The organism is Agrobacterium sp. BT-220-3 (assembly GCF_025910175.1).
GTDB lineage: Bacteria > Pseudomonadota > Alphaproteobacteria > Rhizobiales > Rhizobiaceae > Agrobacterium > Agrobacterium oryzihabitans.
Genome location: NZ_JAPAIX010000012.1, coordinates 37408 through 59765, shown reverse-complemented (window position 1 = coordinate 59765; position 22358 = coordinate 37408). Strand labels below are relative to the sequence as shown.

The window sequence follows — 22358 nt, the reverse complement described above, 5'->3', positions numbered from 1 at the left end:
AAAACATGATTATCATAATCAAGTATAAGCCATCGTCAACCACTCGCACAGGAGGCATCCCATGAAAACGGGAGCACTCAGGACGAATGACGTCGAATCCGACGAAATTACTGATTTTGATAGAGAATTTCTATTTACTTCCGGCACCGGACAATTGCGGGCCAAAGGTATTCGCGAAAAGATAACGCTTCCCGCCCGGGGCGGTGAAGATGTTGCAAGCCCTTTGCAGCAGGCAATAAAGGGCGCTTTCGAGCGGGCACGCAGGGCGGGACAGGACAATCCCATCGCCATTGGCGCAATCCCTTTCGACGTCAGCGAACCCTCATGCCTTTATATTCCGGACAACTATGAGTGGAGTTCGAAGGATACCGCTCCGGTCTCGACTGATTCGGCCATGCCGGCGCTTGTCGGCCAGAACAGCCTGCCCGACGAGAGCGGTTTCAAGCGCGCCGTCGAGCATGCCGTCGTCAATTTCCGCCATTCCGATGTCCGCAAGGCGGTGCTTTCGGTGATGCGCGAATTGACCTTCGCCTCCGAGGTCAATGTCGAAAGATTGCTGGCCAGCCTCGCCAAACAGAACCGCGAGGGTTACCAATTCCGCATTCCGCTGCCCGATGGCGGCGATCTGATCGGCGTGAGCCCCGAACTCCTCATCCGCAAGCAGGGTGAAAAAGTCATCTCGAACCCGCTCGCGGGCTCGGCAAAACGCATGACCGACCCGGTGGCGGACAAGGCCAATGCCGACCGTCTTGCGGCGTCGGAAAAGGACCATTACGAGCATAGCCTGGTGATCGAGGATATCCGTTCGCTGCTTACGCCCTGCTGCGCGGAAATCGACGTTCCGGAAAAGCCCTCCCTCATCAACACCGCCGCTCTGTGGCATCTTTCGACGCGTATCGAGGGTCGTCTTGCCGATCCTCAGACCAACGCGCTGCAACTGGCGTGCCTGCTGCATCCGACACCGGCCGTTTGCGGTTTCCCCACCGAACGCGCCCATCGCCTCATCCGCTTCGTCGAGCCCTTCGAGCGCGGGCTGTTCACCGGCATGGTCGGCTGGACGGATGCCGAGGGTAACGGCGAATGGGTGGTGACAATCCGTTGCGGCACCGTGCAGCGGGAAACCGTGCGGCTCTTTGCGGGCGCCGGCATCGTTGAGGCCTCGGAGCCCGAATCCGAATGGGCCGAGGTGCAGACCAAGCTCAAGACCATGCTGAACGCCTGCGGTCTTTCTGCCTAATTTTCCCAGGGACAAACCATGACAATCGAATTTGAACGCTGGCCCGACGATCTGGCGCGCCGATACCGCGACCGCGGCTACTGGATCGACAGACCGCTCAGCGACATCCTCACCCAGCAGGTGGAACGCAGGCCGGATGCGACCGCGCTGATCTGCGGCGAACGCCGCTTCACCTATGCCGATCTCGACCGGCAATCCTCCAATCTCGCCGGGCATCTGGCCGCGGCGGGCATCAGCAGGGGCGACACCGCGCTGGTGCAATTGCCCAATATCGCCGAGTTCTATCTCGTCTTTTTCGCTTTGATGAAAATCGGTGCCGCACCCGTCAACGCGCTTTTCAGCCATCGCAAGCTGGAAATGACCTCCTATGCCGAGCAGATCGCGCCGAAGCTGGTGATAGGCTCGCGTTCCCACGAGCTTTTTGCCACTGACACGTTTCTGGATGCGCTGAAACTTGTCTCTCCGCAGCTTGCGTTGACGCTGCTGCTCGGCGACATGGAGCCGCAGCGCAGCCTTGAACAATGGCTTGCGTCGCCTGCCGAAAATGCGCCGCCCTACGGCCCTTCGGCACCCGACGAGGTGGCATTGTTCCAGCTTTCCGGCGGCAGCACGGGTACGCCAAAACTGATCCCCCGCACACATAACGACTATGGCTATAGTGCCCGGGCCAGCGCGGAAATCTGCGAACTCTCTCCCCAGACCCGTTTCCTCTGCGCCATTCCGGTGGCGCATAATTACCCGATGAGTTCGCCCGGCGCGCTCGGCGTGTTCCATGCCGGGGGTGCGGTCGTCATGGCGGCCAATCCGGAGCCGCTTGCCTGCTTCGACCTCATCGAAAAACATGGCATCGATATCGTGCCTCTGGTGCCGCCGGCTGTGGCGCTGTGGCTGCAGGTGGCTCCCGCCCATCGCGAACGGCTGAAATCCCTCAAGCTGCTCCAGGTCGGCGGCGCAAGCTTCGCTGAAGCTCTCGCCCGCCAGGTGCCGGAGGTGCTGGGCTGCGCACTGCAACAGGTCTTCGGCATGGCGGAAGGTCTGGTGAACTATACCCGGGCGGGTGATCCGGACCACATCGTCTTCACCACGCAAGGGCGGCCGATCAGCCCGGATGACGAGATCCGCATCGTTGACGAGGACGGCAACGACGTGCCCGAAGGCGAAGCCGGCATGCTGGCGACGCGCGGCCCCTATACGTTCAGGGGGTATTACCGTGCGGCCGAGCACAGCGCCCGCGTCTTCGACAACCAAGGTTTTTATTATTCCGGCGACGTCGTGCAGCGCACGCCCGAAGGTTATCTGCGGGTCGTTGGCCGGGTGAAGGACCAGATCAATCGCGGCGGCGAAAAGGTCGCGTCGGAAGAGGTAGAAAACCTGATCCTGCGACATCCGGATGTGACGCATGCCGCACTGGTCGCGATGCAGGACGAACTTCTCGGCGAAAAGAGTTGCGTCTTCGTCGTGTCGCGCAATCCCGCGCTCAAGGCGCCGGCCATCCGCCAGCATCTCGCCGGTCTCGGCGTCGCGGATTACAAGCTGCCGGACCGGGTGCGCTTCATCGAGACCATGCCGCTCACCGCCGTCGGCAAAATCGACAAGAAAAAGCTGCGCGACCTGCTGGCAGCGCCCGTTGCCGTCAGCGCCTGAGGTGCCCCTTAAATCGATAGGGACGCTCGAGAGGGCGTCCCAACCCACAAGATTACGCGCCGCCTGAACCGGCGCAGCCAAACCACTGAGGTTATTATGACGATCCCCACAATCTCCGATTATCCGATGCCGATCTCGGCAAGCTTTCCGGCCAACAAGACCAAATGGCAGCCGGACGCCAAGCGCGCCGTGCTGCTGATCCACGACATGCAGCGTTACTTCCTGCGGTTCTACGAGACCGACGGCAAGCTGATGACCACGCTCATTGACAATCTCGCCAGGGTGAAGGCCTGGGCGGTCCAGAACGGCGTGCCGGTCATCTATACCGCCCAGCCACATAACCAGCCGCCCGGCGACCGCGCGCTGCTGAACGACATGTGGGGGCCGGGGCTTACCGTCGTCGATCCGGAGTTGCAGAAGGTCGTGGACAAGCTTGCGCCGACCCCGGATGACGTCGTGCTGACCAAATGGCGCTACAGCGCCTTCCAGCGCTCCGATCTTGCAGAACGCATGAAAGGCTGGGGCCGCGACCAGATCATCGTCGGCGGCGTTTACGCCCATATCGGCTGCATGATGACGGCGGTGGAAGCCTTCATGAAGGATATCCAGCCTTTCATGATCGGTGACGGCGTCGCCGATTTTTCCGAAGGCGAACACCGCATGGCGCTGCAATATGTGGCGACGCGCTGCGGCGTGGTGATCGATACTGCAAGCCTTACCGGTTCGGGCGAAGCCACCGATATCAGCGAATGGCTGAAAGCCCGTGTCCTGCAACTGGTGGAGGACGACAGCGACATCGACCCCGATGAGAACCTGATCTTCTACGGTCTGGATTCGCTGCAGGTGATGAAGCTTGCCGGAGAACTGAAGGAACGCGGCGTCACCGTGGGCTTCGATGAGCTTGCCCGTGTGCCGACGCTTTCGGCCTGGTGGGCGCTGATCGAAGAAAAGCGGCTCGCAGCCTGAGCGGACGGACCAGATGACGCAGAGAAGATTTACCGAACGGCGCGTGCTGGTGACGGGCGCCGCGCAGGGCATCGGTCGCCGCATCGCCGAGCGTTTCACCGAGGAAGGGGCCGAGGTCATCGGCCTCGACCTTATCGCCAATGCAACGGATGCGCCCTTCCGCCAGATCGCGCTCGACATCACCGACGCAGCGGCGGTGGAGGCGGTCAGCAAGGCAATAGAGAAGGAGTGGGGCGGGCTCGACATTCTGGTCAATGCCGCCGGCATATTGCGGCTCGGCGACAGCGAAAGCCTGACGCCGGAAGACTGGAGAGCCTGCATGGACGTCAATGCCGCAGGACCCTTTTACCTGCTGCGGCAATGGAGCGGTGTGTTCAAACGGCAGCGGCATGGGGCCATCGTCAATGTCGGCTCCAACGCCGCCGTCGTGCCGCGCATCGGCATGATGGCCTATTGCGCCTCCAAGGCAGCGCTGGTCAGCCTCAGCCATTGTGCCGCCCTTGAACTCGCGCCCTATGGCGTGCGCTGCAATGTCGTCTCCCCTGGCTCCACCGATACGCCGATGCTTGCCGGCATGCTGAGCGATCCTTCCGGCAAGGACCGGCTGGTCGCCGGCCTGCCCGAGCAGTTCAAGCTCGGCATTCCGCTCGGCAAGATCGCAAGGCCGGACGATATCGCCGATACGGTGCTGTTCCTCGCCTCCGATCAGGCCGGCCATGTGACGATGCAGCAAATCGTGGTCGACGGCGGCGCCACGCTCGCGGCCTGAACATCGGTCCGCTTGATGGAGGTGACGGATATGGCAGTTGCACCGGCGTTTCACCGCGAAGCCGTTTCCGGCGATCCACCCGAGGCCATCTGGCCTTGGCCGGATGGCAGATGCGATTGCCATTGCGTCACCCTTCACTACAGCGCCGACGAAGGGTGTGGCGGCGAGGTCCCTCCCTTGCCGCCGCAGCTTTTATACGCCCTGCCCAGACGCAAGGCAGAATTCGTCGCCGGGCGCAGATGTGCGGCAGAAGCCATCCGCCGCCTCACCGGCCGCGCCGCCTTTCCCGGTATGGGAGAGGACCGCGCGCCGATCTGGCCAGAAGGCGCGATCGGCGCGATTTCCCACAGCCATGAACGGGCGATTGCCATTGTCGGCTCTTCCGAGCGGTTCTGTGGCATCGGCATCGATATTGAAAGACTCCTGACCGAGGAGGAGGCCGGCGATATCGCCGTGCAGGCCCTGACGGCAAACGAACGCCACAGCCTCGGGAATGACATCGATCCCTTCATCACCGGCTTGATCTTTTCGGCCAAGGAAAGCCTGTTCAAGGCGCTTTATCCGACAGTGAAACGTTTTTTCTTTTTCGATGCGGCCGAACTATCCGGCTTAGACGACAACGGCTCGGCCTCTCTGCGGCTGACCGCCGACATAGGCGGTGAATGGCACAGGGGAACGGAGATTCCCTTCCGTTTCTGCCGCTTCGACGGCTTTCTCGTCACCCGGATCATGATCGGGCGCTAACGAAGAAAGCGGCCTCGTTGAAGGGAAAATGACCAGTTCCACTGCCCTTCCCGTCATTCGCATGAAATATTGAGACGGTAGGCACCTTGCTGGAATGATTCCAAACAAGCAACGGTGGAGACAGACTATGACCGACATCGATACAAGCAAATTGTCCTGGGACGAATGGGACGAACTGCAAAACCCGCCGCCGGCCGAAACCGATTTCGACCGCGTGGTCGAAACCGCGATTTCCCGCCGCGGCTTTCTTGGCGGCGTGCTTGCCTTCGGTTCGGCCGCGGCCGCCATGGGCACGCTCGGCAACCTGATGACCAGCACCTCCGCCGAGGCGCAGGAAGCTGCCGCCGGTCGTTTCCCCTTTAAGCCGGTTGCCGCCGCCACCGACCACACCATCCATGTACCGGAAGGCTACAGCTGGAAGCCGGTCGCCAAATGGGGCCAGCCGCTGTTCTCCAACGTTCCCGATCTCGACCCCGCCAAGGGCGTCAGCGTTGAGAATTCCGACAAGGTCTTCGGCGAAAACACCGACGGCATGGAACTGTTCATGGTCGGCGCTCATCAGCTGATCGCTGTCAACCATGAATATGTGAACCCGGAAACCAACCTGCCGCACGCTGAGAAAGGCAACCCGAAGACGGCCGACGACGTGAAAATCCTGCAGAACATGCAGGGCGTCACCGTCATGGAAGTCGCGGAAGGCACCGAAGGCTGGGAAATCGTTCTTGACAGCCCGTTCAACCGCCGTATCCACCACAACACGCCGATGAAGCTTTCCGGCCCGGCCGCCGGTTCCGACCTCGTCAAGACCGCCGCCGATCCGAAGGGCATCGACTGTCTCGGGACCTTCAACAATTGCGGCGCCGGCCGCACGCCCTGGGGCACCTACCTCACCTGTGAAGAAAATTTCAACGGCTATTTCGGCACCACCGACGCCGCCTTCAAGCTGCCTGATGATTACAAGCGTTACGGCATCGTCGCCGAGACCCGTTATGCCTATGAGAAATTCGACGCGCGTTTCGACGTCGCCAAGAACCCCAACGAGCCGCGCCGCGCCGGTTACGTGGTCGAGATCGATCCTTCGGACGCCTCCTCCACCCCGATCAAGCGCACCGCGCTTGGCCGCATCAAGCACGAGAACGCCGCTGTGGTGATTGCCCGTGACGGCCGTGTCGTCGTTTACATGGGTGACGACGAGCGTGGCGAATTCCTCTACAAATTCGTCTCCAACGGCATTTATGTTCCGGGTGGCGACACCTCGAAACTGCTCGACGAAGGCACGCTCCACGTCGCCAAGTTCGCCGATGACGGCGCCGGCGAATGGGTGGCTCTGACACCTGAAACCACTGGCATGAAGATCGATGAAATCTGCGTCTTCACCCGTCAGGCCGCTTCCAAGGTGGGCGCAACCACCATGGACCGTCCGGAATGGGTCGCCATCAACCCGGTCGCCATCGAAGCCTATTGCGCGCTGACCAACAACAGCCGCCGCGGCGAAATGAAGGATGGCAAGCTGCGCGCCAATGCCGGCGGCGACGCCATGGCCATCAATGCCGCCAACCCGCGCGAAAAGAACGAATACGGCCAGATCGTGCGCTGGTATCCGGAAAATGACGACCATGCGGACGGCAAGTTCAAGTGGGACCTGTTCTGCATGGCCGGCAACCCTTCCGTTCACAAGGACGCCTTTGCCGGCTCCTCGAACATCAACGAAGGCAACATGTTCAACTCGCCTGATGGCATGATGTTCGACTCGACTGGTCTCCTCTGGATCCAGACCGATGGCGAAGACAGCAATGAAGGCAACTTCGCTGGCCAGGGCAACAACCAGATGCTGGCGGGCGATCCGGCCACCGGCCGTATCGAGCGCTTCCTGACCGCGCCGAAGGGTTCCGAAGTCACCGGCCAGACATGGTCCGGCGACAAGCGCACCCACTTCGTCGGCATCCAGCACCCCGACGCCCCCTTCCCGGATGGCGAAGGCAAGCTGCCACGCTCGACCGTCATCGCCATCAAGCGTGACGACAACGCACAGATCGGTTGATGCTGTGAAATAGACGGAACCGGGTCCCGGGATAACGGAGAGCCGGTTCCATTAATGAGAGCGCCGTGCGCCCCGAAGGATGCACGGCGTTTTGTTTTGCGAGCAAATCCCGAAGGCTCTGTTTTCCCGTAACAGGTTGTGTCACCGACCCCTTGTCCACAAGCGGGGTCATTTTTCAGCCCCAGTAGATAACGACGATTTCAAGCACGCAGACAATGAGCTGTGAGGGCGTCCCGGTGACTGCGGGAACGGAGTTTGGGTCTATTTAACGACCCCCTAGCACTGTTGCGGGAAGAAAGGGCACGACGTTCCCGTCAACCCTCCCTTCCCGCAACACGCTTTTGCCCGCCCCGAACTCTGGAAGGCGTCAGGCCTCACGAAACGTGCGATTGGCCTGATCGAGCAGGGGTTTGAGAAAATAAGACAAAACGCTTCGCTCACCGGTGGTGATAAAGGCTTCCACCGGCATGCCGGGCATCAGGGTAAATTCCCCGAGCCGCTTTATCTGCTCCTGCGAGGTGGCAACACGCACGATATAATAACTCGTCCCTGTCCGCGTATCGACCGTCACATCGGCCGAAATGCGTTCCACCGTTCCGGTGATTTCCGGTGTCGTTTTCTGGTTGAATGCGGAAAAACGCAGGTTCGTCGCCTGACCATAGTAGATCTGGTCGATATCCTGCGGCGCGACTTTCGCCTCGACCACGAGTTTATCGACCTCCGGCACGATCATCATGATCTGCTCACCGGGTGCGACGACGCCGCCGACCGTGTGGACCGCCAGCTGATGTACGACACCATCCTGCGGCGCGATGATATCGACGCGCTTCAACTGATCTTCGGCCGCCACCCGGCGCTCGACATATTCGCCGATGCGGGCGTCCATCTCGCGCAGATCCGACCCGACTTCTTCCGACCATTGCTCATCGATCTGGATGATCTGCAGAGACGTCTCGCTGATTTTCGCTTCAACCCCGGCAATGCCGGCCATCAACCGGCCGATATCGCCTTCGATATCCGTGGCCTGCCGTTCCAGCGTACTGAGCCGGCTTTTTTCCATCAGTCCCCTGTCATGCAGGGAACGAAACCGGGTCAACTCGTCATCAACCATGCCCTGCTCGCGGAAATTCGCCGCACGCTCGGCGTCCATGCCCGCTATTTCATCGCGAAGCTGCCGAACCCGCTGTTCGAGCTGACGTTTCTTGCTTTCACGAACGGCCCTGCGGTCCTCGTAAAGACGCTGCTCGGCGCTCATCATCGCGGCGATCTCAGCATCGCCTATTTTGTTGAGAAGCACCTGCGGGAAAACCACCTTGCCGGCCCGGTCGCGCTCGCTTTCAAGCCTCGCCCTGCGGGCGATGAACTGATCGAGGCTTTTGACGATGATGGCGAGGTTTGCCCTGGTCATCGTCGCATCGATGCGCATCACCACGTCACCGGCCTTCACCCGGTCGCCGTCTCGCACCATCAGCTCGCTGACAACGCCGCCCACCGGATGCTGTACTTTTTTAAGGCTTGTTTCCACCACCAGCGAGCCCTGAGCGATGACCGCGCCGACGATTTCTGTGCCGACGGCCCAACCGCCGAACAGGCCGATCAAAGTTAGAAATCCGAGCGCACCGACAAGAAGATGGCTGCGGATCGAGCGTTTGAGTGACTGCCATTCGTCCATCTCTTATGCCTTTCCTGTTTCTGCGCCCTGCACGACCTTGAGAGCACCGGCCATGCCACCGACAGGGCGAAGCACCTTGGCCAGCACCTCCTCCTTGGGTCCGAAAGCCTGCTGCCGGCCATCGGTGATCATCAGCACCTTGTCCACGGCATAGAGCGCGCTCGGCCGGTGAGCGATGATGACGGCGACGCCACCGCGCTCGCGAACTCCGAGAATGGCCGCGGTCAGCGCATCCTCACCCTCGGAATCGAGATTGGAATTCGGCTCGTCGAGCACAACGAGGAAGGGATCGCCGTAAAGCGCCCTCGCAAGCGCGATCCGCTGCTTCTGCCCCGCCGACAATTGCCGTCCGGTTTCACCAACTTCGGTGGAATAGCCATCCGGCAGGCTGACGACCAGATCGTGGATCCGCGCGCTGCGCGCCGCCGCGATGATCTTGTCCGATGTCGCTTCCGGATCAAAGGAGGCGATGTTTTCGGCGATCGTGCCGTCCAGCAGTTCGATCGATTGTGGCATATAACCGATGTGGCGCGCCAAGGCGGCGGCCGGCCATTGGTCGAGTGTCGCGCCGTCCAGCCGGATCGCACCTTTGAACGGCCGCCAGAGGCCGACAAGCAACCGCGCCAGCGAACTCTTGCCCGAGCCGCTCGCCCCGATCACGCCGAGGCCGCTGCCGGCCGCAAGCGTAAAGGCGATATCCTGCAACACCGGCTCATCCGCTTCCGGCGGGATGGCGCCGACACGCTCGACCGACAAAAGGGCATGCGGTGCGGGCAGGTCCATGCGGGCAGCGGTATCCGGCAGCAGCGCCAGCGTTTTTTCAAGACGTCGGCGGCTTTGACGGGCCGCGATGAAACCCTTCCAGTTGGCGATGGCGAGATCGACCGGCGCAAGCGCCCGTGCCGAGAGGATCGAACCGGCGATGATGATGCCGGGCGTCGCCTGCTCGTTGATGACGAGCCAGGCACCGACAGCCAGAATGCCGGATTGCAGCAGCATGCGCAGCACCTTGCTGGCCACCCCGAAACCGGAGGAGACATCGCTTGCCGACCGCTGCTCGCGAACAAATGCGCGGTTATCCGCCTGCCAGCGTTCCCGCAGGAAAGGCGCCATTCCCATGACGGCGATGATATCGGCGTTCCGGCGGCTGGTTTCAGCCAGCCGGTTACGTTTGGAGGAGTGCCGCGCCGCTTCTTCCACGGGATGCCGCGACACCAGTTCCGTCATCAATGTGAAGACCGTGAGAATGGCGGCGCCGGCAAGTGCGGTGACGCCGAGCCAGAAATGGAAGGCGAAACAAATGGCGATGTAAAAAGGCAGCCAGGGCAGGTCAAAAAGCGCGGTCGGCCCGCTTCCCGACAGGAACGAGCGGATCGTATCGAGATCGCGAAGCGGCTGGGCCTGACGGCCGCTGACAGGCAGGCGCAGCTGAAGGCCGATCATCGCATCGTAAACCTTGGAGGACAGCACCTGATCCAGACGGTCGGAAATGCGCACCAGCAAACGCCCGCGCAAACCGTCGAACAGACCCTGAAACGCATAAAGCACGACGACGATGCCAAACAGTGCCACCAGCGTCGGCAGGCTTCGGCTCGGCAACACCCGATCATAGACCTCCATCATGAACAGCGAACCAGTGAGATAGAGAATATTGACCAGAGCGCTCAGCAGGCCGATGCCAATGAAGGCGCCTGTGCAGCCGGCGAACACGCCCCTGATCTGGCGGACATTATTGTTGGCGGAATTATAACGCATTTTTACTAATCCGTTGAGATCGGGGCGGTAACGGCCGGCGGTAACATGCCGGTGTCAGGTGCCCGCGAACGTGAAAAAGGCGCATCCCGAAGGATGCGCCCTTTGTGGGTCAGGCGAAGCGGAAATCGTCAATCGCGAACTGCTCGGTCTTCACTCCATCAAAGGTGATGGACGATCCGTCCTTGAAGGCGATCTGCGCACCGTTTTCTCCGTCGGTGAAGGAGCCGGAGGCGATGAGCGCCTGATAATCGGCGAAGACATCCTTGGAGAGCTGTACGACATCCGTGCCCTCGGCACCGGCCTGGAAGTCCGTCACCACATCACGGCCGCTGCCGGCTGCGAAGACAAAGGTGTCCGCGCCGCTACCACCGGTCAAGACATCATTGCCCGCGCCGCCATTCAGCGTGTCGTTGCCGGAACCGCCGTTCAGCGTGTCGTTACCAGCACCGCCGTGAAGTGCGTCACTGCCTGCGCCGCCCATCAGCACATCGTTGCCGGAACCGCCCTCGACGATGTCATTGCCATCACCGGCAACCACACGGTCATTGCCAGCACCGGCATCCACCATGTCGTTGCCACCGCCGGCAAGCAGGGTGTCGTTGCCGGCATCGCCGTCGAGCATGTCCTTGCCGTCGCCCGCCACCAGCACATCATTGCCGCCAGTGCCTTCCACGATGGTATACTCGGTATATCCGTCCACCTTCACAGTCGTGGTACCCTTGGCTTCGCCGCCATTTGCATCACGAACCGTATAGCTGAGCGTCACGGTTGCCTGCTGGTCGTCCTGCAACGCCGCAAAAGCGGATGAGGGATCGACGACCAGCTTGCCATCCACGACCGAGAAGGCCGCAGCAGCCTGTGCGTTGGTCACGGCAATTCCGGCAACCGCCATCACGGTTACACTGACGAGCGTCAGGCGGTCGCCTTCCACGTCGGTGTCGTTGGCGACGAGATCGAACGCGGCGTTATCCTTTTCACCCACGGTGATCTGGTCGTCCACGGCGACAGGCGCATCGTTGACGGGAGCGATCGTCACGGTGACCACGCTCTCAACGCTGCCGCCCTTGTTATCGGACACGATGACTGTGAAGCTGTCGGTTCCGTTGACATTCGCGTTCGGCGTATAGACCCATTCGCCGGTCGCCACGTCGATCTTGACATCACCCTTGGCCGCTGCGGCTCCCGTCTTGATGGCGTAGGAAAGCGTGTCGCCATCGATATCCGAAGCGACGATCTTGCCCTTAAGAACAACATCCTCATCCGTTTTCGCGGCAATGGCAGCGGCAACCGGTGCATCGTTGACCGGCTTGACGGTGAAGTTCGCCGTTGCCTCGCTCGAACCGCCGCGGCCGTCGGAGATCTTGTAACTGAAGGATGCCTTGCCGTTGAAATCCACCGCCGCAGTGAAGCGTATGCCATTTTCTTCCAGAACCGCCGTTCCACCGGCAGCCAGGGAAACTTCAGTCACCGTCAACCGGTCGAGATCGGCGTCCATGTCATTGCCGAGCAGAGCGCCAAAGGAGATGAGGAAGGATGCGGCATCCTCATCGATCGCGGCAAGCGTATCAGCCGCCGCGACCGGACCACGATTGACGAGACCCTTGACGATCCCATCGCGGTTCAGCTGCGTTCCATCTGCAAAAGACACCAGTTCGATGCCGCCGCCAGAAAGCTGGTTGCGCAGCGACAGTTTTTCGCCATTGGCAAACTCGATTTCGACGGTATCGCCGAACTTGCGCAGGACAGCTTCGTTTCTGGCGATATCGTCCAGCACGAGCACATCCTTGTCGCCTGCCACACTCGTGGTCTCGATGATGTCGTCGGAACCGTCGCCACGGCCGTAGATGTAGGTATCGGAACCATCACCGCCCAAAAGCAGGTCGTTGCCCGCGCCCCCTTCAATGACGTCATCACCAAGACCGCCGGAGACGATATCGTTGCCATCGTCGCCAAACAGCGTGTCGTCGCCGTTGCCGCCCGACAAGGCATCGCGTCCTGCGCCACCCTTCAGCACATCATCGCCATCGTCACCGCTCAGGCGATCATTGCCGCCGTTGCCGAGCAGCCTGTCGTTACCGCCTTGGCCAAGGATCATCTCGTCCGCATCGTTTCCGGTCAGTACGTCGTTTGCCCCGCTGCCATTGAGGGTCTTGCCCGCATCGAGACCGGATTTAAGGTCAACCACCGTCAGATTGTCGAAGGTCAGACCCGCATTGCCCCAGGAGTAAAGGCCGAAGGTGCCTGCATCGAGTTCGCGGTCACCGATCGGATAGGCAAACAGCGCCTCATCATTGAGGAAGGCAGTGATCTTGTCGCCGGAGACTTCGGCGCGAAGCTTCATTGCCTGACCCGGCTCGTATTTGCCCGGCACCTGGGCCAGAATTTCCTCAACGCCGTTCCTCATGCGCATGAGGTTGAAGATGCTGCCGGCACCGTTTCTCGGACTGCGGTCGAGAATGCCGTCGGCATCCAGTTCGAGCTTGTAGTAGTTCTTGCTGTCCTTGTAGCGGAACAGGAAGCCGAGGCCGTCCTTATCAGGCGTCTGGATCGTCGCTTCGATGGCGTAGTCGGTCCAGGCGAGCGCCGCCGGATCGTTAAACAGTGCATAGGTACCAAGACGCAGAACGTTGACACCATCGCCGAGCGGGCTCCAGCCGCGCTGCCAGTAGTCAGCCGCAGTTGCACCGGTCCAGATCAGTTCGCGGCTAGCAAGCCCGGTCGTCTGAAGAAGCTTGCCATCGGAGATCAGCCATTCGGACGTCTTGCCGTCCGGTCCGATACCGCCAAGTTCGCCCTCGTCGACGATCTTGAAGCGAGCCATTGCCTCGGCCGAAGAGAAATCCTCGGCGACAAGGATTTTCGTCCTGTCCACGACCGTGACGTCGATACGGTCCGTCGAAACGGAACCATTTGCCGCTGTAACCTTCAGGAGCAGCTTGTTGACGCCCGTATCGAGGGCGACATCAACCGTCTTGCCGGTTGCGACGACATTGCCCTTGAGGTCCGTCCAGACGAAGCCGGTCAGTTGCTCAGGCCCGAAAGAACCCGACGCGTCGAGCGTGACGGACGCCTTGCCGTCGCCCTCGATGTCGTAGGCTCTTTGATCAATGCCGGCCTTGGCGGTCGTGCCTGCCTTGGTGACGACGATGTCATCGAAAACCGAAGCGCGCTGACCGCTGGAATAGACACCAACGGTGCCGCCGGAAAGCGGAGCGGTCGCATCCATGACAGGGCCGCCGAAGACGTTCTTGTCGCCAATGAAGACGTTGATGGAGCCACCGACCACGGCAACAGTCAGCGGGATATCCATATTATAGGGCGTGCCTGCATTGACCTCGGCAAGCAGGACTGCCTTTCCGTCGGCGACCTTTACAAGCTGGCGGCGGTTCGTTTCGCCGTCCATGGCGAAGCGGTAGTAGTTGTTTGCGTCCTTATAGTAGAAGTAGACGCCCATCGCATCGTTATCGAGTTGTGTCAGCGTCGCCTCGAACACGTAGTCGCTCCAGGCGGCCGACTGAGCGCCGATATAGACGAGCTTGTTGCCCGCAGCATCGCTCTGGTCGAAAAGTGCCGCCTCAGGTGCCGCAAGATTGGCGCTTGCGGTCGGGCGGGAAAACACCGTGCCCTTGAGCAGGAACCGGCCGGTATTGCCGTCAGCTGCGCCAAAATCGGTGGCCCAGCCCTCGGCTTTGCCGTCGTTGAAGTTTTCAACAAGCAGTGTGCGGTCGCCGCGCACCAGAACATCGATCTTATCGCTGGTCTTGACGCCGTTCACATCCGTTGCTGTGAGCGTCAATTTATGCTTGCCGAGAGCGAGATCGGCCACAGCCTCCCTGCCTTCAGCAACGATATCGCCGTTCTTGTCGGTCCAGACGAAGCTCTGTATTTCACCGACAAGCAGCGACTTCGCACCGGACAGGGAGACAGCGGCTGCGGATGCCCCGGCAGCGGCATTGGCGACGATATCGTCTCCGGCCTCGGCCATGGCGCGGGCCTTGCCTGCACCGACATAGACATTCTCGAACACTTCCTGATGTCCGCGATAATAACCAGTCAGGCCATCGCGATCGAGCTCAGGCTTGGTGCGGTAACCATCGAGATAATCGTCGAAGGCGGTGAAATAGGTCTCTGTGGTGATGCGGTTATTGTCAGGATCAACGGTGATCAGGCGCATCGCGCCGTTGCCGCCATTATTGCCGCGCGATTCAACGCCGTTGCCGGTGATTTCACGCGATACACCGTTCTGGTAATTGACCAGGAACTGGAAGACGGGCTCGCCATACTGGTTGTAAGTGATGTCGGTTTCCGCGCCGTCGCCGAAAATATGGCCGGAGAAGGTCATGACGATGTTGGGGTAACGTGCAAGCAGCGCGCGGGCGACATATTCGCCGTCGTTTGCACCACGCTGGTCGGTGCGCATGCCGTAGTCGTAGCCGGCACCTTCGTCATAAAGCGGCAGGGCCAGGTTGTCCTGACGCGTCGCATAGCTGGTCAGCGAATGCGTTGCGAGCATGACGCGGTAGTCGGGAAACTTCTCGATGACGTCGCCCGCCCAGCGGATCACGTCGTCGCGCGGACCGAATTCGAGCGAGATGGACAGCCACTTGGTGCCATCCGGCGCGGTGAAGGTGCTGTAGGTATTGCGCGCGGCAGCCTGTTCCTGATCGTAGGCACCGCCGAAGACGCCGGGATTGGTTGCCGCCTGCTTTTCAGCAGAAAAGCGCCTGTCCAGTTCGACTGAGGTGTGGTCGGCAGCACTTCCGCCATTCGCCTGATCGTGATTGCCAGGCAGCAGCGCGTAAGGCACCTTGCCGTCGAGCTTGCGAAGCGCCGGCTCGGCGACATCCCACTCGGCGGGGCGGTTGTTCTGGGTGATATCGCCGACATGGCTCATGAAGACGATTTTATGGCTGTCGCGATTGTCGACCAGCCATTGCGTCATCTCGCCGAACAGGTGCTTGATGCCGGCATTGGACGTGTAGTCCTGCGTGTCTGGGAAGACGGCGATGGTATAGGCGTTCGGACCGGCCACGCGCACGCGGAAGTCGTCCGTGGCGCTCTTGCCGGCACCGTCGGTGGCCGTCACGCGGATATCGGAATGGCCGAGAGCCGCAAAGTCGAGCGTCAACTTGTTGCCGTCCGTCAGGACCGCGGTAACGGTCTCGTTCTTGCTGTTCTGAACGGTGAAGGTGAGCTTCTCACCGGAGAAATGCTTCGACAGATCGATCGTCACATTCGCCGCATCAGGCGTCACCATCATATCCTTGATGGCCGACGTTTTAGCGACGGCAACCGGATCGACCGCAGGCTTCTGGCCGATGGCGAGAATGCCGGCCTGGGCCGGAGTCTTGAATTCGAGGGTTGTGCCGTTACCGGTGACTGTACCCTTTCCAATCGCGGGCGTGGCCGAACCCTGGGCAAAGCGGGTTTCGAGGACGCCGACCTTTTCAGCCTCCTGCTTCATCGCATCCGGCAAGATGCCGGAGGCCTTAGGGCCTCCGAGATACGACATTTCGTCGGCTGTCAGAACCTGTTTGAGGAAAAGAAGAGTGCTGAGGTAGCCGGGCGAGGTTTCGCCATCCTCGTCGGAAAAGATCAGGAAGCCCTTGGACATGTCGATGCCGAAGCGACCGGCGCCGGACGCAGCAATCTTCTGGTCGGCGACGAATTCACCGTTGATGTATTTTTTCATCGAAACCGCGCCGCCCGCATCTGTTTCGATCGTCAAGCCGATGCGGTTCCAGGCGTCCAGCTTGGCCGTGCCGCGATAATCGCTGCTGATGCCAAGGCCATAGCTATCACCGCTTGCCTTGCCGAAAATATCGCCATCGCTGCGGTTGGTAAGGTCAGTCTGCAGGAAAGGCATCCAGCCGGTGGAGCCGTTCTTCGGGAAATAGACGTCGTAGACCAGGCTGTAGGAGGTTGCCGTGCCGGCACCGTTCGGCGAGACGAGAATGCTCTGCTGTTGCGACAGGCGCGGAATGGTCAGGAGCCAGTCAGAGGAGGATTCGATGGGATTGGCGATCGAGTTTTCAGAAGTCGTCATCTCTTTGACCCTTTACGTGAAACGGATTGGCCCTGTGGCCATGCCGGCACGATTAAGGACGACGACTAACGCGCCGATGACGAATTCCTAACAAAACGTAAACGCGCCATAGTGTTTTCCCATGCCCGCCATCGGTTTCCCCAACAGGGTAAACGAAACCATCCGGCAGGCGTCATGGTCTTGTCAGCGTTTTCGCCGATGATCCACATCGCATCGACGCTTGTCGTGTCGACCGGCGGCAGAACAGGAACCCATGTCGATCACACAGCTGAAAGCCTTCCACATCGTTGCGCAATCGGGCGGCTTTTCCCAGGCTGCAAGGGACATGGCAATCAGCCAGTCCACCCTCTCGACCCATGTGCGGGAGCTGGAAGCCATCAGCGGGGTCAATCTTCTGGAAAGAAAAGCGCGCGGGGTGAGCCTCAGCCCACAGGGTGAGCGCCTCTTCGAAATCACCGCCCGCCTGTTCCAGGCGGAAAACGAGGCTAAGGCGTTGCTACGGGGTGAAGTTGACGCCGCCGGCGGACATTTGCGCGTGGCGGCGGATGGCCCCATCCTGCCGCTGCCGATCCTTTCACGGCTGAAGGCCGAGCGACCGCAACTGACCTTTTCCCTTTCCGTCGACAATTCGGCACGGGTGGTGGAACAGATCATCGATTACCGGGCCGATGTGGCCATCACCGCCCGTGCGCCGGACGATCCACGTCTTTACGGGATCAAATTTCTGAGCATGCGGATTGGTCTGTGCGTACCCGTCGCACACCCGTTTGCGCAGCGGGACGGTGTTTTGATGGCCGAACTGGAGGGCATATCCTTCGTCATGCGCGAAAGGGGATCGCGCACGCGTGAAATCTTCGAAAAGAACCTCGCCGATCACGGCATTTCCATTCAGCGTGTGGTCGAGATTTCCTCCCGCGAAGGCGTGCGGGAGGCCATCGCCAACGGCGTGGGATGCGGCGTGGTGGCCGATCTCGAATTCGGCCACGATGCGCGCCTCTGCTTCGTACCATTGCGCGACGCCAGCGAACTGATCGACGAATATGCGATCTGCCTTGCCGAACGCCGGCATCTGCCGCTGGTGCGAAGCTTCATCGAGCTATCCGCCCGGGTCTGATCGCGCGCCAGCAAGGCCAGACAGATCCGGATGCCGTTTTACGATTTTCGGCCGGGTGATGGCGACGGGAGATATCTCATAAGGGCGCCGTCGGAGGCCGTTGCGGGCGGCAAAGCGATTTTTAGGTGCGACTTCACAAAAGCCGCTATAAATCATTCACCTGGCAACCGAAGGAGGCCGCCCATGTCAGACGTAAGGGTGAAACGGATTTACGATGCCGTCAGCGACGATGACGGCGCGCGCATCCTGGTGGACCGGCTCTGGCCCCGTGGCGTGCGCAAGGAAACTGCACGGCTTTCCATCTGGATGAAGGAGATCGCGCCGAGCAACGAATTGCGCAAGAATTTCTCCCATATGCCGTCACGCTTTGCGGAATTCACCCGCCACTATGACGCGGAACTGTCAGCCAATCCAGACGCTGTGGCGCGCATGAAGGCATTTATGGCCGAGGGGCGCGTGACGCTGCTTTATGCCGCCCATGACACCGAACATAATCACGCCCTCGTTCTCGCCGACTATCTCCGCTCGCACTGAATCTCGCCGCCTCGCCCGCAGGCCGGGCTCTGTCTGCCTGGCAAGGTGTGCAGCCTTATTCAGCCGGTTTGGAGGCCGCGCTTTCGATATAGGCGATGAGATTGTCCAGATCTTCCGGCTTGCTGATGCCGGCCAGCGCCATCTTGTTGCCAGGTATTTTCTTCTTGGGTGCACTCAGGAAATCCCGTAATTCTTCCGGTGTCCAGACAAGGCCGTCCTCGCTCGCTTTTTTCATCGCAGCCGAATAAGTATAGTCAGGCACGCCGCCTGCCGCACGGCCGATGATGCCGTTAAGCTGTGGGCCGACCCTGTTTTTTGCGCCCTCGCCTATGGCGTGACAGGCGGAACAGCGCTTGAAGGCTGCCTCCCCCTTGGCAACATCGCCCTCCGAAAGAGCGGGAACGGTGCTTGCGGTCAGCATAGCCGCCGCGATGATGAGTGTCTTGCGCATCATGTCATCCTTGTCTTGCCGTATGAATGCGGCCCGCCCGCAAATGCGGACGGGCCAACAGTTCTTTCTTCAGCTCGTGCCCCAGGCAGGCGTGCCCTTCGTGTAGGGAACGCGGTCTTCGAAACCGCCGGGAATCTCGTCGTAGACGAGAACTTCCGTGGCGCCGATCTTCGAGGTGAAGAAACCGAGCAGCGTCAGCTGCTTGACCAGTGTGAAGGCGTGCGGCTTTGCCGGCGTCTGTTCCGCCTTCGCCTGTTTGTCCAGCGCAGCAAGCAGCGCCTGCCGCTGTTCCGGTGTCAGTTCCAGAAAGGCCTTTTTGTGTTCGGCCTGACTGCGCTTTTCGATGTCGGAAATCGCTGAAAGGAAAAGTGTCCGCTGTTCGTCGGTATAACAATCGGCCGCATAGACGGCCATGAATGCACCCACTTCAGCATCCTTCGCCCCCGGCGTGGAGGTGCGCGGAATGATGGTTTCCGCAACCTCGTCCAGAAACCGGATCTCCTCCGGGGTGAAGACGTGGGCAGCGCCGGCTGGTTTGGCGGCGTTTTCCGTGGCTGTGAGGACATCCGCGCCGATCAGCGGAAGGCCCGAGGCAATGGCTATCAGTTTCAGCAGTTCGCGTCTGTTCATCACAGGTTCCCCTTCTTGCGTTCGGAAACGGCGAATTCAGCGGCACGCGCCGTCAGCGCCATGTAGGTCAAAGACGGGTTGACGCAGGAAGCCGAAGTCATGCAGGCACCATCAGTCACGAAGACGTTCTGTGCATCCCAGACCTGGTTGTTGCCGTTGAGGACGGAGGTTTTCGGGTCGCGCCCCATGCGGGCCGTTCCCATTTCGTGAATGCCCATGCCCGGCGCATAGGTGCCCCTGGAGGGTTTGACATTCTTGATGCCGACCGCCTCGAACATCTCGACGGCGTCATTGACCATGTCTTCGCGCATGTCGAGTTCGTTCTGCTTCATCTCGACATTCATCGACAGGACCGGCAGGCCCCATTTGTCCTTTTTCTCATGATCCAGTTTCACGCGGTTCTCATGATAGGGCAGCATTTCGCCGAAGGCAGTCATGCCGATGGTCCAGCCGCCCGGCTCGGTCAGCGCCTCCTTGTAATCGGCGCCGATATTGAGTTCGGCGATCTCCCGCTCCCAGCGCGAACGGCTGGCCGAGCCCTGATAACCGAAACCACGCAGATATTTGCGCTTGTCGTCGCCGGTATTGCGGAAACGCGGAATGTAGAAACCCGCCGGACGACGGCCCTTGAAGTAGAAATCCTCGAAACCTTCCACCTGACCGGTCGCGCCCATGCGGAAATGGTGGTCCATCACGTTATGGCCGAGTTCGCCGGAGCTGCTTCCAAGCCCGCCTTCCCAGACATCGGTGGCCGAGTTCATCAGCACCCATGTCGAGTTCAGCGTCGAGGCGTTGAGGAAGATGATGTCGGCGGTATATTCGTAGGTCAGGTTGGTTTCGGCATCGATGATCTCGACACCGCGCGCCTTTTTCTTGTCCTTGTCGTAGAGGATTTCCTTGACGATGGAGAAAGGCCGCAAAGTGAGATTGCCGGTGGCGACCGCCGCAGGCAGGGTGGATGCCTGCGTGCTGAAATAGCCGCCGAAGGGACAGCCCAGCCGACACTTGTTGCGGAACTGACAGCGTGTGCGCTCCTGATCGGGAAGCTCCTGGGTAATATTGGCGCAGCGCGAATTGATGAGGTGACGCGTGCCCTTGAACTCTTTCTTCAGCCTGCTGGCCACATCCTGTTCAACGAAATTGAGCGGGATCGGCGGCAGGAATTCACCATCGGGGAGAATATCCAGCCCCTCGCGGCTGCCGGAAATGCCGGCAAAACGCTCGACATAATCATACCAGGGAGAGACGTCTTCATAACGGATCGGCCAGTCGACGGCGATGCCTTCTTTCGCATTGGCCTCGAAATCGGTCTGCGACCAGCGATAGGTCTGGCGTCCCCAGAGCAGCGAGCGGCCGCCGACGTGATAACCACGAAACCAGTCGAAACGCTTTTCCTCGACATAGGGCGTTTCCTGCTCATCGGCCCACATGCCGAGCGTCGCCTCTTCCAGCAGGTAATCGCGGCTGAGAACGGGGTATTTCGCCTTCATCTCCTGCGTAGCGCGGTTGCGATGGGGGTAATCCCAGGCTTCCTTGTCGGCATTCTGATAGTCGGTGATGTGTTCGATATTGCGGCCGCGCTCCAGCATCAGGACCTTCAGGCCCTTTTGCGTGAGTTCCTTTGCGGCCCAGCCTCCACTGATGCCCGAGCCGACAACAATCGCATCATAATGATTGTCTGCCATGATAACTCCTCCGATGTGAGCTTGGAAAAAACGACAGGACGAAGCGCTTCCCGTCGCAACGCGGCGGAAAATGGATATGCGTCTGTCGAACCTCATGCTCCCCGCCGAAACCGGCCGCCGGGGAGCGGTTCTGGTTTTACTGGCAGTGTTTACTGAATGGTCGGCAGGTGTTCGCTAAGGAACGCATTGCCCTTGGTCACGACGGCTTCGGCATCGAGCGGAAGGTCATGCTCAAGGATGAACCATTTTGCGCCGGCCTGTTTGGCCGCCGGCAGAATTGTCTTCCAGTCGAGCGTGCCGGTGCCGAGCGTCGCGAAACCGCGCTCGTTTTCCGCCGTGCCGGCCGGTGCGTTGTCCTTGGCGTGGATGGCGAAAACCTTGCCCTCCAAGGTGCCGAGGAATTCTGCCGGATCATTGCCGCTGCGCGCCACCCAGGCGACATCGACTTCGGCCTGCAGTTTCGGTCCTGCCGCATCGAGCAGCAGTTCGAGCGCCGTCTTGCCGTCGAATTTGACCATCTCGAAGTCGTGGTTGTGATAGGCCATGGAGAGGCCCGCCGCCGAAAGCTTGTCCGCGTAACCGCCAAGCTCCTTGCCGAAGGCGGTCCAGCCGGCAGCGTCCTTCGGGCGGTCTTCCGGCTTCAGGAACGGCACGGTCACGACCGGATTGCCGACGGCCTTCTGCTCGGTGATGACCTCATCGAGATTGCCGCGCAGCTTGTCGATCGGCACATGCGAGGAAATGACCTTGATCCTGTGCTTTTCCAGCAGCGTGTTCAGTTCGCCGGCGCTGACCTTCTGCATATCCACGGTTTCCACGGCGGAAACGCCAGCGCGGTTGAGAATGGCAAGCTGTTCTTCCAGCGTTCCGGAATTGCGCAGCGTGTACATCTGCGCAGCAATTGGCAGCACCTTGCTGTCATCTGCGAAAACCGGATTTGCGAAACCGGCCGCCAGTCCAACCACGAATGCCATGCCAGCGAATTTTGACTTGAACGTTTTCAAACGCGTAACTCCCTTTCCGTTTGATCAATATGACGACACGCGTGCCCACGCCTTTCCCGGCCGTCT

15 protein-coding genes are annotated in these 22358 nt (G+C 60.5%); 8 read left to right on the top strand and 7 right to left on the bottom strand.

Annotated elements, in window-relative coordinates:
• The first annotated feature begins 61 nt into the window (after positions 1-61).
• From OK142_RS21775 to OK142_RS21750, 6 genes are all read left to right on the top strand, one after another.
• Positions 62-1237, top strand: a complete 1176-nt coding sequence (locus tag OK142_RS21775) for an isochorismate synthase (protein ID WP_498685131.1) — start codon at positions 62-64, stop codon at positions 1235-1237.
• Between the two features lie 18 nt (positions 1238-1255).
• Complete coding sequence (locus OK142_RS21770; protein WP_498685130.1) at positions 1256-2881, top strand: (2,3-dihydroxybenzoyl)adenylate synthase; 1626 nt, start codon at positions 1256-1258, stop codon at positions 2879-2881.
• Positions 2882-2977: 96 nt separating this feature from the next.
• Entirely contained in the window at positions 2978-3847 is an 870-nt protein-coding gene (locus tag OK142_RS21765) for an isochorismatase (protein WP_498685128.1), read from the top strand.
• Positions 3848-3860: 13 nt separating this feature from the next.
• On the top strand, positions 3861-4616 hold the full coding sequence (dhbA, locus tag OK142_RS21760) for a 2,3-dihydro-2,3-dihydroxybenzoate dehydrogenase (protein ID WP_498685127.1): 756 nt from the start codon (positions 3861-3863) through the stop codon (positions 4614-4616).
• A 30-nt stretch (positions 4617-4646) separates the two neighbouring features.
• Positions 4647-5360, top strand: coding sequence for a 4'-phosphopantetheinyl transferase family protein (locus OK142_RS21755; RefSeq protein WP_498685126.1), 714 nt, complete (start codon positions 4647-4649; stop codon positions 5358-5360).
• 127 nt (positions 5361-5487) lie between these two features.
• A complete protein-coding gene (locus OK142_RS21750; protein ID WP_498685124.1) occupies positions 5488-7401 on the top strand; it encodes a PhoX family protein in 1914 nt (637 codons plus the stop codon).
• Positions 7402-7768: 367 nt separating this feature from the next.
• Here the strand turns inward: OK142_RS21750 and OK142_RS21745 are convergent, their stop codons facing one another.
• The 3 genes from OK142_RS21745 to OK142_RS21735 form a co-directional block, all read right to left on the bottom strand.
• Positions 7769-9073 (bottom strand): HlyD family type I secretion periplasmic adaptor subunit, encoded by a 1305-nt coding sequence (locus tag OK142_RS21745; RefSeq protein ID WP_498685123.1) that lies wholly within the window; start codon positions 9071-9073, stop codon positions 7769-7771.
• Between the two features lie 3 nt (positions 9074-9076).
• Positions 9077-10828 carry a type I secretion system permease/ATPase gene (locus OK142_RS21740; RefSeq protein WP_216331959.1) on the bottom strand — a complete coding sequence of 584 codons (1752 nt, stop codon included), beginning with the start codon at positions 10826-10828 and terminating at the stop codon, positions 9077-9079.
• A gap of 109 nt (positions 10829-10937) precedes the next feature.
• Positions 10938-16874 carry an Ig-like domain-containing protein gene (locus OK142_RS21735; RefSeq protein WP_498685120.1) on the bottom strand — a complete coding sequence of 1979 codons (5937 nt, stop codon included), beginning with the start codon at positions 16872-16874 and terminating at the stop codon, positions 10938-10940.
• Positions 16875-17127: 253 nt separating this feature from the next.
• Between OK142_RS21735 and OK142_RS21730 the strand changes: the two genes are divergently transcribed.
• Both OK142_RS21730 and OK142_RS21725 read left to right on the top strand, forming a co-directional pair.
• A complete protein-coding gene (locus OK142_RS21730; RefSeq protein ID WP_498685118.1) occupies positions 17128-17988 on the top strand; it encodes a LysR substrate-binding domain-containing protein in 861 nt (286 codons plus the stop codon).
• Positions 17989-18171: 183 nt separating this feature from the next.
• Positions 18172-18522 (top strand): DUF488 domain-containing protein, encoded by a 351-nt coding sequence (locus tag OK142_RS21725; RefSeq protein ID WP_216331957.1) that lies wholly within the window; start codon positions 18172-18174, stop codon positions 18520-18522.
• A gap of 55 nt (positions 18523-18577) precedes the next feature.
• Here OK142_RS21725 and OK142_RS21720 read toward each other — a convergent pair whose 3' ends face one another.
• From OK142_RS21720 to OK142_RS21705, 4 genes are all read right to left on the bottom strand, one after another.
• On the bottom strand, positions 18578-18973 hold the full coding sequence (locus tag OK142_RS21720) for a c-type cytochrome (protein ID WP_142171427.1): 396 nt from the start codon (positions 18971-18973) through the stop codon (positions 18578-18580).
• Positions 18974-19042: 69 nt separating this feature from the next.
• Positions 19043-19603: a gluconate 2-dehydrogenase subunit 3 family protein gene (locus OK142_RS21715; RefSeq protein ID WP_498685115.1), complete on the bottom strand. Its 561-nt coding sequence runs from the start codon at positions 19601-19603 to the stop codon at positions 19043-19045.
• Positions 19603-21288: a GMC oxidoreductase gene (locus OK142_RS21710; RefSeq protein WP_498685114.1), complete on the bottom strand. Its 1686-nt coding sequence runs from the start codon at positions 21286-21288 to the stop codon at positions 19603-19605. The genes OK142_RS21715 and OK142_RS21710 overlap by 1 nt, the downstream gene beginning before the upstream one ends.
• Before the next feature lie 149 nt (positions 21289-21437).
• The gene (locus OK142_RS21705; RefSeq protein ID WP_498685112.1) at positions 21438-22292 is read right to left on the bottom strand and encodes a sugar phosphate isomerase/epimerase family protein; all 855 of its coding nucleotides are present in this window, start codon (positions 22290-22292) and stop codon (positions 21438-21440) included.
• Positions 22293-22358 lie beyond the last annotated feature (66 nt).

Bases quoted from the DNA above. Each gene is read 5' to 3' on its own strand.
- OK142_RS21765 (WP_498685128.1), top strand. From the start codon at position 2,978: ATGACGATCCCCACAATCTCCGATTATCCGATGCCGATCTCGGCAAGC.
- OK142_RS21775 (WP_498685131.1), top strand. From the start codon at position 62: ATGAAAACGGGAGCACTCAGGACGAATGACGTCGAATCCGACGAAATT.
- OK142_RS21755 (WP_498685126.1), top strand. From the start codon at position 4,647: ATGGCAGTTGCACCGGCGTTTCACCGCGAAGCCGTTTCCGGCGATCCA.
- OK142_RS21730 (WP_498685118.1), top strand. From the start codon at position 17,128: ATGTCGATCACACAGCTGAAAGCCTTCCACATCGTTGCGCAATCGGGC.
- OK142_RS21770 (WP_498685130.1), top strand. From the start codon at position 1,256: ATGACAATCGAATTTGAACGCTGGCCCGACGATCTGGCGCGCCGATAC.
- OK142_RS21745 (WP_498685123.1), bottom strand. From the start codon at position 9,073: ATGGACGAATGGCAGTCACTCAAACGCTCGATCCGCAGCCATCTTCTT.
- OK142_RS21735 (WP_498685120.1), bottom strand. From the start codon at position 16,874: ATGACGACTTCTGAAAACTCGATCGCCAATCCCATCGAATCCTCCTCT.
- OK142_RS21715 (WP_498685115.1), bottom strand. From the start codon at position 19,603: ATGAACAGACGCGAACTGCTGAAACTGATAGCCATTGCCTCGGGCCTT.
- OK142_RS21710 (WP_498685114.1), bottom strand. From the start codon at position 21,288: ATGGCAGACAATCATTATGATGCGATTGTTGTCGGCTCGGGCATCAGT.
- dhbA (WP_498685127.1), top strand. From the start codon at position 3,861: ATGACGCAGAGAAGATTTACCGAACGGCGCGTGCTGGTGACGGGCGCC.
- OK142_RS21720 (WP_142171427.1), bottom strand. From the start codon at position 18,973: ATGCGCAAGACACTCATCATCGCGGCGGCTATGCTGACCGCAAGCACC.
- OK142_RS21750 (WP_498685124.1), top strand. From the start codon at position 5,488: ATGACCGACATCGATACAAGCAAATTGTCCTGGGACGAATGGGACGAA.
- OK142_RS21740 (WP_216331959.1), bottom strand. From the start codon at position 10,828: ATGCGTTATAATTCCGCCAACAATAATGTCCGCCAGATCAGGGGCGTG.
- OK142_RS21725 (WP_216331957.1), top strand. From the start codon at position 18,172: ATGTCAGACGTAAGGGTGAAACGGATTTACGATGCCGTCAGCGACGAT.